Raw genomic sequence first — 16,362 nt, forward strand, 5'->3', positions numbered from 1 at the left:
GGGCGACGATTATACACATTATTGCAGCCGGAAGAACCGACGGCTGGGAGCGGGAATAAACAGCAGAAACAGAATTAAAAGATCGGGGAGTTTTTGCATGACCAGGGAATGCAGGATATCACGCTTCGATTCTCCCGCGATGCTAAACAACTCCGGATACCCGTAGCCTAACGACGCCGCCCACAGATATCCGCTCACAATAATTTGTGTCGCCAGGTACACCCAGCGCGCCCAGCTACGGCCTTTCACCAGCGAAAACGCACAATAAATTTCAACAAAGACCAGCACTAAGCTTGCCAGAAAGACAAGGGTTAAGCTCCACGTCTGTACACTGCGATGAATAAACTCGCCCATCCCGCGTATGCCGAGGGTATTCATAATCATCAGCACATCGAGACCGCGAATCAAAATAATCGCCATAGCCGCAACCTGCACCAGCGTAGGCACATTTAAACGGGCATGTGATGAGGTTGATTGCTTTATAAATCCCAATGAATGTCTTCCCTGAAAATGATGCCGCGACCCGCACGGCAACGCATTGCCATAGTGGAAAATTTTAGTGGCTTCAGCCGCGTCTTGCACGCTGGATATCGCGAATCCGCTGTTTTTCCGCTCGCGCCATCAGGTACCAGGCAATAAATCCGACGATTCCTACCACGCCGAGGATTAACGTCGCCAGCGCGTTGATTTCCGGGTTCACGCCCATGCGCACACTGGAGAAAACCAGCATCGGTAGCGTGGTGGCGCCGGGACCGGAAACGAAGCTGGCAATCACCAGATCGTCAAGGGAGAGCGTAAAGGCCAACAGCCAGCCCGAGATCACCGCTGGCATGATCATCGGTAACGTAATGACAAAAAAGACCTTCAACGGCGCCGCGCCAAGATCCATCGCCGCCTCTTCAATCGAACGATCCAGTTCGCGTAATCGCGAAGCGATCACCACTGCCACATAGGCGGTACAGAAAGTGACGTGCGCCAACCAGATGGTCAGCATTCCGCGATCGGAGGGCCAGCCGATAGCATGACCGAGCGCGACAAACAGTAGCAGCAGCGACAGCCCGGTAATCACATCCGGCATCACCAGCGGCGCGGTGATCATAAACGCAAAGCCGTTTGCGCCGCGAAATCGTCCAAATCGCACCATCACCACCGCAGCGATAGTACCGAGCACCACCGCCATCGTCGCCGCGCAGGCGGCAATTGTCAGGCTTAGTCCCACTGCGCTCATCATGGCGGAATCCCGAAAGAGCTCGCCATACCAGCGCGTCGACCATCCCGCCCACACCGTCACCAGCTTCGAACTGTTAAACGAGTAAATCACCAACATTAACATCGGCGCATAGAGAAAAGTAAACCCCAGCACCAGAATCAGAATGCGCCAGGGCGAGCGAACGACCGGTAAGTTATTCATCCGTGCTCCCCCACACTTTTTTGCTGATGTTTATGGAACCACATGATCGGTACTATCAGCAGCAGCAACATAATAATGGCGACCGCAGAAGCCACCGGCCAGTCGCGGTTATTGAAAAACTCCTGCCACAGGACGCGACCAATCATGATACTGTCCGGCCCGCCAAGCAGTTCCGGGATCACGAATTCGCCCACCGCCGGGATAAAAACCAGCATCGAGCCAGCGATGATTCCGCCTTTGGTGAGCGGGACAATGATGCTAAAAAACGTTTTCAGCGGTCGGGCGCCGAGATCCAACGACGCTTCCACCAGCGAATAATCAATGCGCGTCAACGCGGTATAAATGGGCAGAACCATAAACGGCAGATACGCATAAACAATGCCGATATAGACGGCCAGGTTAGTGTGCAGGATCGTCAGCGGCTGATCGATAACCCCTAGCCACAGCAACACATTGTTCAGCACACCGTTGTTTTTCAAAATGCCCATCCAGGCATAGACGCGTATTAAAAAAGACGTCCACGAGGGCAGAATCACCAACAGCAGCAGGATATTGCGCGTGGAGGGCTTGCTGTGCGCCACCGCCCACGCCAGCGGGTAGCCCAGCAGCAGGCAGCAGATTGTGGAAATACCGGCAATTTGTAACGATTGCAGATAGGCTTCGAAATAAAGCGGATCGTCGGTCAGTTGCAAAAAATTGCCGAGGTTGAGCGTAATCGACAACTGACCGTCAGCCCATTCCAGCAGATCGGTATACGGCGGGATCGCCCTCGCCATTTCCGCCAGGCTTATCTTAAAGACGATAAGAAACGGCAGTAAAAACAGCAGAATGAGCCAGATATAAGGCAAAGCAATAACCAGCTTACGCCCATGTTTCATTTGCATTCGCGCCAACCATAGCGCCGCGCCGCCAGGTTTACTGATGCGTGCCGGAGGTTCAAGTGTGCTCATGTTTCCCCCTTATACCGTCAGGACCACGCAGCTATCCGCTTCCCAGCACAAACGCACTTCATCGCCCCAGGTCGGTAACCCTTTCCGGTAACGGTGCGCATTCTGCAGTTGAGCGCTGATCATCTGCCCGCTTTTTAGCCGCACATGATAAATAGACAGATCGCCGAGATACGCAATATGCGCCACTTCGCCGACGGCGAAATTATAGCCATCGGCAGGCGGCGACTCACACAGCATGATTTTTTCCGGACGTAGCGCCACATATACCGGCACATTATCAACGACAGAGGCATCTGCATCGACTTTTAACGGATGAACCAAACCGGGCGCGTCAATGACCAGACCGTCCTCTTCACGCGCTTTCAGTAAGCCCTCAAAAACATTTACCGATCCGATAAATTCGGCGCTGTAGCGGGTCGTCGGATGCTCGTAAATCTCCTCCGGTTCGCCAATTTGCACAAATTTTCCACGGTTCATGATGGCAATGCGCCCCGCCATCGTCATCGCTTCTTCCTGATCGTGCGTCACCATGACGCAGGTCACGCCGACGCGCTCAAGGATATCCACCACTTCAAGCTGCATCCGGTCGCGTAATTTTTTATCCAGCGCGCCCATCGGTTCATCCAACAAGAGCAGCTTAGGACGTTTCGCCAGACTGCGCGCCAGGGCCACGCGCTGACGCTGACCGCCGGAAAGCTGATGCGGCTTACGTTTCGCAAACTCCTGCATGTGCACCAGACCCAGCATTTCATTGACGCGGCTGGTAATCTCCGCCTTCGGCAGTTTGTCCTGCTTCAGACCAAAAGCGATGTTCTGCTCTACCGTCATATGCGGAAACAACGCATAGGACTGAAACATCATATTAATCGGACGCTGATACGGCGGAACATGCGCCAGATCGACGCCGTCGAGCATAATTTGCCCGCTGCTCGGTGGTTCAAAACCTGCCAGCATCCGTAGCAGAGTCGATTTTCCACAACCTGACGCGCCCAGCAGGGCAAAAATCTCGCCTTTATAGATAGTCAGACTGACATCATCGACAGCATGTTGCCCGTCGAATGACTTCGTCAGGTTGCGAATTTCCAGAAGCGGCGTCAGCGCTTTACGGGTTTTCACCTGCGGGCGGTGGGGGACATCATTCACAAGGCGCTCTCCGGCATAACACAATCAAACGATACAAACGGTGGAATGCCCGATAGCGCACGCTTATCAGGCCATACCGTTAATCAATTACTTACCGCTTTTCACCTTCGTCCATGCGCGGGTGCGGACACGATCAATCTTCGGCTCCTGCACTTTCAGGGTAAACAACTTGGCCCGCACATCCGCCGGCGGATAAATTCCCGGGTTATCGCGCACCTGCTGGCTGACCAGCGCCGTCGCCTCTTTATTCGCATTGGCGTAGAAAACGTGATCGGAAATATGGGCAATCACATCAGGGCGCAACAGATAATTAAGGAACTGGTAGGCCTCGTCTTTATTTTTGGCGTCAGCCGGCATGGCAAACACATCAAAAAATGCCATTGCCCCCTCTTTGGGGATCGAGAAAGAGATATTGACGCCATTTTTCGCCTCTTTCGCCCGGTTAGCGGCCTGCCAGACATCGCCCGCCCAGCCGATGGCCACACAGGTATCGCCATTAGCCAGATCGTTAATGTATTGCGAGGAGTGGAAATAGCGAATGTTTGGCCGTAGCTTCAACAACAGATCGGTTGCCGGGCCGGTGTAGTCATCCGCTTTGCTGCTATTCGGATCTTTACCCAGATAGTTCAGCACGGTGGCAAAAATTTCTTCAGGCGCATCAAGGAAAGAGACGCCGCAGCTTTTTAGCTTCTCCAGATTTTCTGGCTTGAGGACTAAATCCCAGCTATTCACTGGCGCATCATCCCCCAGCACCGCTTTCACTTTATCAACGTTATAGCCAATGCCCGTCGTGGCCCACATGTAGGGCATGGCGTATTTGTTGTCAGGATCGTGCTTCGCTACCAGTTTCAGCAGTTCAGGATCGAGGTTTTTCCAGCCGGGAAGTTTGCTTTTATCCAGCGGCTGAAAAACGCCCGCGGTGAGCTGGCGCTCAAGAAAACTGGCCGATGGCACCACCAGATCGAACCCGGTGCTGCCTGCCATTAACTTGCCTTCCAGCACTTCGTTAGAGTCAAAGACATCATAGATAACGTTAATCCCGGTCTCTTTTTCAAAGTTCGCCACCGTGTCCGGCGCGATATAATCTGACCAGTTATAAATGTGCAGCGTTTTTTGTTCGGCAGCGAGCGTGCCGACAGAGACGACCATCAAAGCACCCGCAACCAGACCCGATAGCCATTTTTTCTTTAAGGCGGTCATCATCGCTTTCCTTCTGAAATCCGTTAACAAATGAACCCATTAGGCGTGGTTTAAAACATGCCTGAAATGTGCATACCTTTTCATTTGATACAAATAAAGAAGAGAGGTCGCCCTCCCTGCCATCAAGCTCGCTATAGAAGCTTCGCAAGAATAACTTTAGCTAAGGTTTGAGGCTATAGCCCAGATTAAAAAACGCCTTTTATCAATTTTTTATGCAGGTTTTGTCTATGTGATAAAGCGAAATGGTCAGAAATGAGGTGAATAATTCTTTAAATAAAGGTTAACTGCAGCATAAAAAAACGTAAACAGCAGCCGCGCTGGCAGCGACTGCCTGATTATCGGGAGGGATCAGTGAAGAAAATGGTCAACCGCGCTGGTTTTTTGCGCGTCTTCTTCCGCGTTAAACAGAAGCTGATGCGCCCCGGCCTCAAGGATCACCATAGAAATCTGCTCTTCACTTTGGCGAACAAACCATTCGAACTGTTCGTAGGTGACGCCTTGCATAACGGATAAAGACTGGCACACAACCAGTTTTGGCAGATTATCATCCTGCATATCGAGAAAGGCTTTTACCGTCAACGAACTGGCGTTGATAGCAGAGAGATCGGCCGCCAGCGGCAGCAACGCGGAAGGCCTGACCTCCGCCATCGCGGAAAAAAGAATGGTGTTGTCCACCAAATCGATTTTAGCATCGTAGACGCCGTCAAAATTCTGCATATGCGGCAAATGCAGCGCCTGGCAGGTATCACATTCGAAGAAATTCATGCCCAGGTCGTCGAGCCATTGACGCAACGTATCCAGAGTGGGAACGACCAGTGATATCATAATAATGTGCTACCTCTTACGATGACGATGAAAAATTACCGGCACAGCTTACGCAAAAAGCGTGCTTCGTACTACGGCGGAATCCACGATTGCGATTAGCCGCCGATTTTAAGGCAAAATTCAGGCGTAGCGTGACGTTCTATCCACTGAATCATTCGCCCCGCGATATCCACGCCCGTAGTCTTTTCGATACCTTCCAGCCCCGGCGAGGCATTCACCTCCATCACCAGCGGCCCGCGCGCGGCGCGTAAAATATCGACACCCGCCACATCCAGCCCCAGCGTCTGTGCGGCTTTGATGGCGATATCCCGTTCACGGGGCGTGATCGTCGCGATGCTGGCCACCCCGCCGCGATGAAGATTGGAGCGAAAATCACCGGCTTTCGCGCACCGCTCAATCGCCGCCACAACCTCATTGCCGACGACCAGACAACGAATATCGCATCCTTTAGCTTCGGCAATGTATTCCTGAACCAAAATATGGGCATTCAGCCCCCGAAACGCATCAATAACGCTTTCAGCAGCCTGACGCGTCTCCGCCAATACCACGCCGATCCCTTGCGTGCCTTCTACCAGCTTCACGACCAGCGGCGCCCCGCCAACCATCTTAATAAGATCGCTGGTGTCATCCGGAGAATGGGCGATCCCGGTAATGGGAAGATCGATCCCCTGGCGCGCCAGAAGTTGTAGCGATCGCAGCTTATCGCGCGCGCGGGTAATGGCGACGGATTCATTCAGCGGATAGCTACCCAGTAGCTCAAACTGACGTAGCGCAGCGGTACCATAAAAGGTAATGGCCGAACCAATACGGGGAATAACGGCGTCATAATGGGGCAGACGACGCCCCTTGTAATGGATCGACGACGCAGCCGGATTAATATTCATATAGCAGGAAAGAGGATCGAGTATCTCGACCAGATGGCCGCGCCGCATCGCCGCTTCGCGCAGACGTTTGCAAGAATAGAGCGTTCCATCCCTGGACAATATGGCAATTTTCACCCTGCACCTCGCTGAAAACCCTGAAAAGCCCGCGTATCATACACTGGCCCGCAGGTTTTAGCGCGTCGCCCAGCCCTGTTTATGCAAATATTCAAGGATAAATGGGCGATTTTCTTTAATCAGGGTGCGACGGATATGATCGCTCCAGGTATCGCGTCGCGTATTACTGCCTCGGGTCAGATAATACTCAGCCAACTGCTCGTCATAGCGCGCCAGCAGCTTTTCATCAAGCGGTTGATACTGGTTCTCATGAACCACAAGCTCTGCAGGCAGGCGCGGTTTCAGATCCGGATTATCCGCAGGCCATCCCAAACACAGGCCAAAGAGCGGCAATACATGCTTCGGCAATTTTAACAGTTCGGTAACAGATTCAATATTGTTACGAATGCCGCCGATATACACGCCGCCTAACCCCAGTGATTCCGCCGCCGTCAGCGCATTTTGCCCCATCATCGCCGTATCGACGACACCGAGCAGCAGTTGTTCGGCAAGCCCCAACTGCGCGTCAGGGCAGATCTGCAAATGACGATTAAAATCGGCGCAAAATACCCAGAACTCAGCGGCCTGCGCCACATGCTTTTGCCCGCCCGTCAGGGGCACTAACGCCTCGCGCAGCGCCCGATCGGTAATACGGATAATAGAGCTGCACTGTAAAAAACTGGAACTGGACGTGCTGCGCGCGGCGGCAATAATGGCCTCTCGCTGCGCGTCAGTCACGGGTTCATCGGTGAAATGGCGAATAGAACGATGGCCACAAAGAAGTTCAATGGTCGGACTCATTATGCTTTTCTCTATCTGAACGGGAAGAAATGTCGGGTGGACGTTTCATCAACTGCGGCGCCAGTAACTGCGCAATACGCCACATCATCGCCACCGCGGCGGGGAGGATCAACACGACGCCCAGGAAAACCATCAATACGCCAGCCAGCGGCGTATTGAACGGCGCGGGCAGCGTAAGGTAATGATTAAGCGATAGCAGAGCAAGCGCCAGCAAAATCATACCGAGGTATTCCAGTATCAGTACGCTTTTGGGTAACACGCCAATCGTGCGCATATCAAGCCTCCCGGTAAACTGACGCACAGTGTAGAACGTTCTGGTCCGGCGTGCTTAACAGATATAGCCCTGGGTTATCAAAGGAACAGGCGTAACCTGCTTTTCATCTGCCGTAAATCGCGGCATGATAACACCTGTTCGCCGTCTGGCTTTATGTTCGAGGAGAGATATGTTTACTGTTATTTTTGGCCGCCCAGGGTGCCCTTATTGCGTGCGTGCAAAAGAGTTGGCGGAAAAACTGAGCAAAGAACGCGACGATTTCAACTACCGCTATATTGATATCCATGCCGAAGGCATTACTAAAGCGGATTTGGAAAAAACCGTAGGTAAACCTGTAGAAACCGTACCGCAGATTTTTGTCGATCAAAAACATATCGGCGGCTGTACAGATTTTGAAGCATGGGCAAAAGAAAATCTGAATCTTTTCGCCTGATTGCTCTGGCAACGCCCTCTACCGGAGGGCGCTACCGGCGTTTTTTTCGCCGGTGGCTAAACAGGCTGCTAATAAACAAATAACAGAGCGCGCCTAACGCACACCAGAATACGGCGCTAAATAACCACGCCAGTTCTTGCCAAAACGATCGGGTAGGCATAAATACCACGCGCATTAACACCAGGCAAAACGGCGCCGCCAGCATCGCCCCGATCAGCGGTCGGATCACCTCGCGTCGGTGAGAACAAAAACTGGCCACCGCACCAGGCAACGTAAAAAATAACAGTCCAATCTCAGGATGCCCTGCCGCGCGAAAAGCGCCTTGTACATGCATAGTTAATGAAAGACACACCACAATAAAGAGTACAAAGCAGCAGACAACGCTTGCCCACCCGTGTTTATGTTTCAATCGTTCCTCCTGACACTCTCTATCGAACACGCTTTCCGCCGTGAGGCATCCAGTCAGATAAAGTCATGTGGCATTCCATGCCAAAAACACACCTGCACGATTCTTATAGCCGTTAGTACGCAATAAGATTAAACTAGCAGGATATATTGTTGTGTTGTTTTTATTTGGATGCTGTATGCAATACGATTGCACCCTTAATTCATGATAAAAACAGTAGCGTAAATTACCATTTCTTTCAACAGCTTACTCGTAAACAAGAAGTTAGTCTCCGTGAATATAAACGTCGCAGATTTGTTAAATGGGAATTACATCCTGTTATTATTTGTGGTCCTGGCTCTTGGCCTGTGTCTTGGCAAGTTACGTCTGGGTTCAGTCCAACTTGGTAATTCCATTGGCGTTTTAGTGGTCTCTCTATTATTAGGGCAGCAACACTTCAGTATTAACACCGACGCGCTAAATCTGGGATTTATGCTGTTTATTTTTTGTGTCGGCGTCGAGGCTGGCCCCAACTTTTTTTCGATTTTTTTTCGCGACGGTAAAAATTATCTGATGCTTGCCCTGGTCATGGTCGGTAGCGCTCTGCTAATCGCCTTAGGCCTTGGTAAGCTATTCGGCTGGGATATCGGCCTGACGGCCGGTATGCTGGCCGGCTCAATGACATCCACGCCCGTGCTGGTTGGCGCAGGCGATACCCTGCGACATTCCGGCATCGCCAGCACCCAACTCTCCTCCGCTCTTGATAATCTGAGCCTGGGCTATGCCCTGACCTATCTGATTGGCTTGGTCAGTCTGATCGTGGGCGCGCGCTACTTGCCTAAACTACAGCATCAGGATTTGCAAACCAGCGCCCAGCAAATTGCTCGCGAGCGCGGTCTGGATACCGATGCTAATCGCAAGGTTTATTTGCCGGTTATCCGCGCCTATCGGGTTGGCCCGGAGCTGGTGGCCTGGACTGACGGCAAAAACCTGCGCGAGCTGGGTATTTACCGTCAGACAGGCTGCTATATCGAACGTATTCGCCGTAACGGTATTCTGGCGAACCCGGATGGCGATGCGGTGCTGCAAATGGGCGATGAGATTGCGCTGGTCGGCTATCCGGACGCGCACGCCAGGCTCGATCCCAGCTTCCGTAATGGTAAGGAAGTGTTTGATCGCGATCTGCTTGATATGCGCATCGTGACGGAAGAAATTGTGGTGAAAAACCACAATGCGGTCGGTCGCCGCCTCGCTCAGCTCAAGCTGACCGATCATGGCTGCTTCCTTAACCGCGTCATCCGCAGCCAGATCGAAATGCCTATCGACGATAACGTCGTGCTGAATAAAGGCGACGTGTTACAGGTGAGCGGCGACGCCAGACGCGTAAAAACCATCGCCGATCGCATTGGTTTTATTTCGATCCATAGCCAGGTGACGGACCTGCTCGCCTTCTGCGCTTTTTTTATCATCGGGTTAATGATCGGGATGATTACCTTCCAGTTCAGCAATTTTAGTTTCGGCATCGGCAACGCGGCCGGATTGCTGTTCGCCGGGATCATGCTCGGTTTCCTGCGCGCTAACCATCCTACCTTTGGTTATATTCCGCAGGGCGCGCTTAACATGGTGAAAGAATTCGGCTTGATGGTATTTATGGCAGGCGTTGGTTTAAGCGCCGGCAGCGGTATCAGCAACGGTCTGGGCGCGGTCGGCGGACAAATGCTGATCGCCGGGCTTGTCGTCAGCCTGGTACCGGTGGTGATCTGCTTCTTGTTTGGCGCTTATGTGCTGCGCATGAACCGGGCGCTGCTGTTTGGCGCCATGATGGGCGCGCGTACCTGCGCCCCGGCGATGGAAATCATTAGCGATACGGCGCGCAGCAATATTCCAGCGCTGGGTTATGCGGGGACTTACGCCATCGCCAACGTTCTGCTAACGCTGGCGGGGACGCTTATTGTCATCATCTGGCCGGGGTTAGGATAAAACTGAAGTTTGCCTTTAAGTGAAAAAATTTTGCCAATAGGTCGAACTTTTCGTTAAAGCATCAGTCATACCTATTGCCACTGCTTTTCTTTGATGTCCCCATTTTGTGGAGCCCATCAACCCCGCCATTTCGGTTCAAGGTTGGTGGGTTTTTTGTTGCCCGACGCAGAGTGACACGACATTGACTCTCCGGCGATTCGCTTTATCATCTGTAAAATCGCTTCACGCGCCAGCGGCGTTCGATCCGTTACAAAATGCAGCGTCATCCCCTCGATAAACGCATCCAGTGCGCGGGCGGTCTGCGCGTCAAACCACTGCGCCAGCGTATTCTGGCTACGCTGCATCCAGTTTTGCATGACTATTTTTAACGCTGGCTTATCGCTGGCATAGGCATATAACTGATACATTAACGCCATATTATCCGGCGTCGTAACCTGCGAGCCGTAAATCATTTCCGTTATCGCCTGGCACGCCCCCTCCGCATCCGTCACCTGCGCAAAAAAGTCCTGGTATTGACGCGACATGTTCTCGGTGAAAAGTGTAAAAGCTTCACTCAATAACGCATCCATACCGGCAAAATAGTAGGTCATCGAGCCAAGCGGCACCTGAGCAATAGCGGCGATTTTCCGGTGCGTCACGGCATGAACGCCATAGGTCTTTACCGCTTCCAGTGTGGCCTGAATTATTTTTTCCCGTCGCTTAGGATCATTGGCGCGTCTTACGGCATTTTCTTTCATGATGAGTTCCACATCTCATTCAGGATGCAGGCTATAGTAACCTGCCGCTTACGCTGAAAAAATAGACAGTAAAAACTGTCTGCACAACGAAGTATGACGACGATATGTACAAATGTACACAAGCTTGCTAATGTTTACCTCTCGCTTCTATTTTCTGGCCTGACGCTATGACCGTCCTCTCCTCACGTAACGCCTTAAAACGCCGTACCTGGGCGCTGTTTATGTTCTTCTTTTTACCCGGACTGCTGATGGCCTCCTGGGCAACCCGAACGCCTGCTATTCGGGATATTCTTTCCGTCTCTACCGCGGAAATGGGGGCGGTCTTATTCGGGCTTTCTATCGGTTCAATGAGCGGTATTCTTTGTTCCGCCTGGCTGGTGAAACGATTTGGCACCCGAAAGGTTATTCGCACAACGATGACCTGCGCAGTAACCGGGATGGTTATTCTTAGCGTCGCGCTGTGGTGCGCCTCGCCGCTGATTTTTGCCCTTGGATTAGCCGTTTTCGGCGCCAGTTTTGGCGCCGCCGAAGTGGCGATTAATGTCGAAGGCGCGGCGGTCGAACGCGAGCTGAATAAAACCGTTCTGCCGATGATGCATGGTTTCTACAGTTTCGGCACGCTGGCGGGCGCTGGTGTCGGCATGGCGTTAACCGCATTAAGCGTCCCGGCTAACATCCATATCATCCTCGCGGCTGCCGTGGCGATCGCGCCCATTTTTATCGCCATTCGGGCGATCCCTGACGGTACGGGTAAAAACGCATCGGAAGATGCTCACCTTCAGGAAAAAGGATTACCTTTTTATCGGGACATCCAGCTTTTGCTTATTGGCGTGGTGGTGCTGGCAATGGCATTCGCCGAAGGCTCTGCGAATGACTGGCTGCCGCTACTGATGGTAGACGGACACGGTTTTAGCCCAACCTCCGGCTCTCTGATCTACGCCGGTTTCACGCTAGGTATGACCGTTGGCCGCTTTACCGGCGGCTGGTTTATTGACCGCTATAGCCGGGTGACGGTTGTTCGCGCCAGCGCGTTGATGGGAGCGCTGGGCATTGGTCTGATTATTTTTGTCGATAGCGACTGGGTTGCCGGCGTCTCGGTCATTCTTTGGGGCTTAGGCGCTTCGCTCGGCTTCCCGCTGACCATTTCCGCCGCCAGCGATACCGGTCCCGACGCGCCGACGCGCGTGAGCGTTGTCGCCACGACCGGCTATCTGGCGTTTTTGGTCGGGCCGCCGCTGTTGGGCTATCTGGGAGAGCACTATGGATTACGCAGCGCCATGATGGTTGTGCTGGCGCTGGTTATTCTGGCGGCGCTGGTGGCGAAGGCCGTCGCCAAACCTGTATCGACTCCGCAACCGGTGATGGAGCATAACGCATGAGTATCAAATTAATCGCCGTCGACATGGACGGCACTTTTCTGAGCGATCAAAAAACCTATAACCGTGACCGGTTTATGGCGCAGTACCAACACATGAAGCGGCAAGGCATTCGCTTTGTCGTGGCCAGCGGCAACCAGTATTACCAGTTAATCTCCTTCTTTCCGGAAATTGCGCACGAAATCGCTTTTGTCGCGGAAAACGGCGGCTGGGTGGTCAGCGAAGGAGAGGATATTTTTAACGGCGAGCTGACAAAAGCCGACTTCCAGACGGTTGTCGAACACCTGCTCACACGCGCCGATGTGGAGATTATCGCCTGTGGAAAAAACAGCGCCTACACGCTGAAACGGTATAACGATGCGTTAAAAGCCGTTGCGGCAATGTATTATCATCGTCTGGAGTTTGTGGATAATTTTAATAATATCAACGATGTCTTTTTCAAATTCGGCCTTAATATTACCGATGAACGGATACCGGAAGTACAGGCGGCGCTGCACGACGCCATTGGCGATATCATGGTCCCTGTTCATACCGGCTATGGCAGTATTGATTTAATAATTCCCGGCGTGCATAAAGCCAACGGCCTGCGTCTGTTACAGCAGCGCTGGGGCATTCATGATAGTGAAGTGGTGGTATTCGGCGACGGCGGCAACGATATTGAGATGCTGCGTCAGGCCGGGTTTAGTTTTGCCATGTCGCACGCCAGCGAAGCGGTCGCGGCGGCGGCGAAATACCGCGCCGGATCGAACAACCAGGAAGGCGTACTGGATATTATCGACAGCGTATTAAACAACGAGCCGCCGTTCAACGTCTAGCGGATGCCTCTCTATGCCTGATAACAGAAAGCTTATCAGGCGTAGCCGCTCTCTCAGACTGTTTGCAAATTCCCCGTCCGCTTATCTTTTAAGAAGACCAGCATCAGCAGTAGCCAAAGAATACCGTTTGCCAGATTAAACAGGCTAAATAGCCCATTGCCGCCGCTTAACCAGGCGTGTTTACTTACTTCAATGCCAACGGTAAAAATCAGCATTTGTAGCATTCCCATCGCCGCCGAGACCGTTCCTTTACTCATATCGCTGGAGAAGAGCGTCAGACGCACCAGTCCAGCATTCGCCAGCCCAATGCCAAAAGCGTATACGCTTAATCCCGCCGTCATCCATAAATAAGCATGGGATGAAACCACCGTCGCCGCCGCGGCGATGATCAGCCCCGCGACGATAGGCCAGCCGCCCATCACGATCAGCGAGCGAACCGTACGTCGGGAGGTTAAACGCGCCAACACCAGATTACCGGCAATGAGCGCGCCAAAAACGGGCACCTGTAGCAGACCATATTCATAGCTGCTGAGCTGTTCGCCGCTAATGATGATAATCGGCGACTGCGCAATCCAGGCCAACAGCGGCAGGCTGACAAATCCCAGCGCTAACGCCCCTGCGACGAACCGCCGGTTTTTTATCACCAGCCGATAATCCCGGCCCAGCGCCTTAAATGACAACGTTTCGCCCCGCCGCGTGGCGGTCTCCGGCATTGCGCGCTGTAGCCCGAAAAAGGCGATAGCGGCCAGTGCGGCAAATAAAATAAACATCCCCTCCCACGGCAGAACATGCACCCATGCCGCCCCAACCAGTGGTCCCAGTAGCGGCGCGATTAACGCCACGTTCGCCATCAGCGCGGTAATTTTTATACACACCGCTTCCTCAAAGGATTCCTGAATCGCGGCATACCCTACAGCGCCGATAAAACACAGGCTAATCCCTTGCAAAAAACGCAGGAATGTAAATTGTTCGATGTTTTTCGCCAGTAACGTCGCCAGGCAGGTGACAATAAACCACACGACGCCCGCCAGCATCACGGGACGACCGCCAATCCGGTCAGACAACGGGCCAAGCAGCCACTGTAAGAACATACCGCCCGCCAGATAAGCGGTCATGGACGTCGGAACCCAGTCCAGGCCCGCCTGATACTGCTCAACCACCGCCAGCATACCCGGCTGGATCATGTCGTTGCCAATATAAGTAGAAAACTCGTACAGCACCAGACAGAGAGGAAAAAGCAGCGCCTGACGTCCCAGCCTGCCGCCTGATTGTAAACGATTCTGCATACCATCTCTTCGCCAATAAAAACCGCGCAGAGTGTAATGAAAGTCGGGGAACTGAGATAGCGAATTATGAGGCTGCAAGGGAAATAGCGCACATTTTTACAGAAAGCCACTTAGCGCTTGCGTACTTTAAGGTTAATTTAAGTTTGCGCCGTTATCATCGACATTATTTTATGCCATTGTCTTAAATCTCTTCATGTTGCCGCCAAATAAGACAATACTGCTTTTCCTCCCTGTTACGCTGCATTTATGCTCAGTTTGCACGGGGATGAGCTGGCTATCCCTTTTGATTTCATTGCTCCGAGCCTGGATGTTATGCTGGAAAACCTTAACAACTCGCTGTTTTATTTTATTAACGCCACGCCTGATTCCGCGCAGTGGACAATTTCGCTCGCTATCTTTATCGCCAAAGATGTCATCAACATCGTCCCGCTCTTAGCCGTTGTACTCTGGCTGTGGGGGCCCCGCGATCGGGTCTGCGCCCAGCGTCAGCTGATCGTTAAAATCGGCATCGCGCTGATTATCAGTCTGGCTGTCTCCTGGACAATGGGACACCTTTTCCCGCACGACCGTCCGTTTGTCGATCATATCGGCTATAACTTCCTGCATCATGCCGCCGATGACTCGTTCCCCAGCGATCACGGTACGGTGATTTTTACCTTTGCGCTGGCGTTTTTGTTCTGGCACCGCCTCTGGTCAGGCATCGTGATGATGGCGATAGCCATTACCATCGCCTGGTCGCGCGTCTATCTCGGCGTACACTGGCCGTTAGATATGATTGGCGCGCTGCTGGTAGCGATGCTTGGCTGCCTGAGCGCACAGCTGATCTGGCAATGGTACGGCGCGCCGCTCTACCAGGCGCTGCAACGTTGTTACCGTTTCTGTTTCGCGTTGCCCATTCGAAAAGGCTGGGTACGTGACTAAACAGCGAAAAAAAGAGTAATATTAAGCGCTCTGTATGGTGCGGAGCGCTTATTTAACTCTCCAGGGGAACTATGGAAACGCGACGCGACGAGCGTATTGGTCAATTGCTGCAGGCCTTAAAACGCAGCGATAAACTTCACCTTAAAGAAGCCGCGACCCTGTTGGGCGTCTCTGAAATGACCATTCGTCGCGACCTGAACCATAAAAGCGCGCCTGTCGTGTTGCTGGGCGGCTATATCGTACTGGAGCCCCGCAGCGCCAGTCATTATCTGTTAAGCGATCAAAAATCTCGTCTGGTGGAAGAAAAACGCCGAGCCGCTCAGTTGGCTGCAGGCCTGGTACAAGCGCATCAGACGGTATTTATTGACTGTGGCACCACCACGCCGTGGATCATTGAAGCCATTGATAATGACCTTCCCTTTACGGCGGTGTGCTATTCACTTAATACCTTCCTGGCGCTGCAGGACAAACCCCATTGCCGCGCTATCCTCAGCGGCGGGGAGTTTCACGCCAGCAACGCCATTTTCAAACCGCTTGATTTCCATGAAACGTTAAACAATATTTGTCCGGATATCGCGTTTTATTCCGCCGCCGGCGTTCATACCAGTAAAGGCGCTACCTGCTTTAATCTGGAAGAGCTGCCGGTAAAACATTGGGCCATGACGATGGCACAGTGCCATGTACTGGTGGTGGATCACAGTAAATTCGGCAAGGTACGTCCGGCGCGGATGGGGGAATTATCACGCTTTGATACGATTATCAGCGACCGCCGTCCCGATGAGGCCTTTGTGGCCTACGCTAAAGCGCAACAAATTACTCTGATGTATTAACCGCCCGTTGCCGGATGC

The 16,362-nt window shown here is 52.7% G+C and carries 18 protein-coding genes; 6 read left to right on the top strand and 12 right to left on the bottom strand.

All coding sequences use genetic code 11. From position 1 onward, the window contains the following. Positions 1–18: 18 nt before the first annotated feature. From OLG56_RS14245 to OLG56_RS14285, 9 genes are all read right to left on the bottom strand, one after another. Positions 19–492, bottom strand: coding sequence for a YbjO family protein (locus OLG56_RS14245; protein WP_000505788.1), 474 nt, complete (start codon positions 490–492; stop codon positions 19–21). 73 nt (positions 493–565) lie between these two features. Further along, a complete protein-coding gene (potI, locus tag OLG56_RS14250) occupies positions 566–1,411 on the bottom strand; it encodes a putrescine ABC transporter permease PotI (protein ID WP_001061621.1) in 846 nt (281 codons plus the stop codon). Beyond that, a complete protein-coding gene (gene potH / locus OLG56_RS14255) occupies positions 1,408–2,361 on the bottom strand; it encodes a putrescine ABC transporter permease PotH (protein ID WP_000105453.1) in 954 nt (317 codons plus the stop codon). Before potH ends, potI begins: the two co-directional genes overlap by 4 nt. Positions 2,362–2,370: 9 nt before the next feature. Beyond that, positions 2,371–3,504, bottom strand: coding sequence for a putrescine ABC transporter ATP-binding subunit PotG (potG, locus tag OLG56_RS14260; protein ID WP_001000698.1), 1,134 nt, complete (start codon positions 3,502–3,504; stop codon positions 2,371–2,373). A gap of 87 nt (positions 3,505–3,591) precedes the next feature. Then, the gene (gene potF, locus OLG56_RS14265) at positions 3,592–4,704 is read right to left on the bottom strand and encodes a spermidine/putrescine ABC transporter substrate-binding protein PotF (protein ID WP_000125769.1); all 1,113 of its coding nucleotides are present in this window, start codon (positions 4,702–4,704) and stop codon (positions 3,592–3,594) included. A gap of 348 nt (positions 4,705–5,052) precedes the next feature. Further along, positions 5,053–5,529 (bottom strand): type III secretion system chaperone family protein, encoded by a 477-nt coding sequence (locus tag OLG56_RS14270; protein WP_000624810.1) that lies wholly within the window; start codon positions 5,527–5,529, stop codon positions 5,053–5,055. Between the two features lie 95 nt (positions 5,530–5,624). Beyond that, positions 5,625–6,527, bottom strand: coding sequence for a 30S ribosomal protein S6--L-glutamate ligase (gene rimK / locus OLG56_RS14275; RefSeq protein ID WP_000684366.1), 903 nt, complete (start codon positions 6,525–6,527; stop codon positions 5,625–5,627). 57 nt (positions 6,528–6,584) lie between these two features. Further along, complete coding sequence (gene nfsA / locus OLG56_RS14280; protein WP_000075300.1) at positions 6,585–7,307, bottom strand: nitroreductase NfsA; 723 nt, start codon at positions 7,305–7,307, stop codon at positions 6,585–6,587. Then, positions 7,291–7,581, bottom strand: a complete 291-nt coding sequence (locus tag OLG56_RS14285) for a YbjC family protein (RefSeq protein ID WP_001259137.1) — start codon at positions 7,579–7,581, stop codon at positions 7,291–7,293. Before OLG56_RS14285 ends, nfsA begins: the two co-directional genes overlap by 17 nt. A 169-nt stretch (positions 7,582–7,750) precedes the next feature. On the opposite strand from OLG56_RS14285, the gene OLG56_RS14290 reads away from it, so the two are divergent. Beyond that, on the top strand, positions 7,751–8,014 hold the full coding sequence (locus tag OLG56_RS14290) for a GrxA family glutaredoxin (protein ID WP_000495513.1): 264 nt from the start codon (positions 7,751–7,753) through the stop codon (positions 8,012–8,014). 31 nt (positions 8,015–8,045) lie between these two features. On the opposite strand, the gene OLG56_RS14295 is transcribed toward OLG56_RS14290, so the two are convergent. Beyond that, entirely contained in the window at positions 8,046–8,423 is a 378-nt protein-coding gene (locus OLG56_RS14295; protein ID WP_000680850.1) for an inner membrane protein YbjM, read from the bottom strand. Between the two features lie 270 nt (positions 8,424–8,693). Between OLG56_RS14295 and OLG56_RS14300 the strand changes: the two genes are divergently transcribed. After that, complete coding sequence (locus OLG56_RS14300; RefSeq protein ID WP_001024853.1) at positions 8,694–10,379, top strand: aspartate:alanine antiporter; 1,686 nt, start codon at positions 8,694–8,696, stop codon at positions 10,377–10,379. A 116-nt stretch (positions 10,380–10,495) separates the two neighbouring features. Here OLG56_RS14300 and OLG56_RS14305 read toward each other — a convergent pair whose 3' ends face one another. Beyond that, complete coding sequence (locus OLG56_RS14305; protein WP_023212631.1) at positions 10,496–11,116, bottom strand: TetR/AcrR family transcriptional regulator; 621 nt, start codon at positions 11,114–11,116, stop codon at positions 10,496–10,498. A gap of 167 nt (positions 11,117–11,283) precedes the next feature. Here OLG56_RS14305 and OLG56_RS14310 point away from each other — a divergent pair, with 167 nt between their 5' ends. Together OLG56_RS14310 and OLG56_RS14315 are read left to right on the top strand one after the other, a co-directional pair. Then, the gene (locus OLG56_RS14310) at positions 11,284–12,495 is read left to right on the top strand and encodes an MFS transporter (RefSeq protein ID WP_000217430.1); all 1,212 of its coding nucleotides are present in this window, start codon (positions 11,284–11,286) and stop codon (positions 12,493–12,495) included. Continuing rightward, entirely contained in the window at positions 12,492–13,307 is an 816-nt protein-coding gene (locus OLG56_RS14315) for a Cof-type HAD-IIB family hydrolase (protein ID WP_000023542.1), read from the top strand. The genes OLG56_RS14310 and OLG56_RS14315 overlap by 4 nt, the downstream gene beginning before the upstream one ends. A gap of 53 nt (positions 13,308–13,360) precedes the next feature. On the opposite strand, the gene OLG56_RS14320 is transcribed toward OLG56_RS14315, so the two are convergent. After that, entirely contained in the window at positions 13,361–14,593 is a 1,233-nt protein-coding gene (locus tag OLG56_RS14320; protein ID WP_207011596.1) for an MFS transporter, read from the bottom strand. Between the two features lie 312 nt (positions 14,594–14,905). Here OLG56_RS14320 and ybjG point away from each other — a divergent pair, with 312 nt between their 5' ends. Together ybjG and deoR are read left to right on the top strand one after the other, a co-directional pair. Next, on the top strand, positions 14,906–15,514 hold the full coding sequence (ybjG, locus tag OLG56_RS14325) for an undecaprenyl-diphosphate phosphatase (RefSeq protein ID WP_001531378.1): 609 nt from the start codon (positions 14,906–14,908) through the stop codon (positions 15,512–15,514). A 71-nt stretch (positions 15,515–15,585) separates the two neighbouring features. Next, positions 15,586–16,344, top strand: coding sequence for a DNA-binding transcriptional repressor DeoR (gene deoR / locus OLG56_RS14330; protein WP_000450103.1), 759 nt, complete (start codon positions 15,586–15,588; stop codon positions 16,342–16,344). The last annotated feature ends 18 nt before the right edge of the window (positions 16,345–16,362 follow it).

This window comes from Salmonella sp. 2018103 (assembly GCF_026247685.1).
In the GTDB taxonomy this organism is placed as follows: Bacteria; Pseudomonadota; Gammaproteobacteria; order Enterobacterales; family Enterobacteriaceae; genus Salmonella; species Salmonella enterica.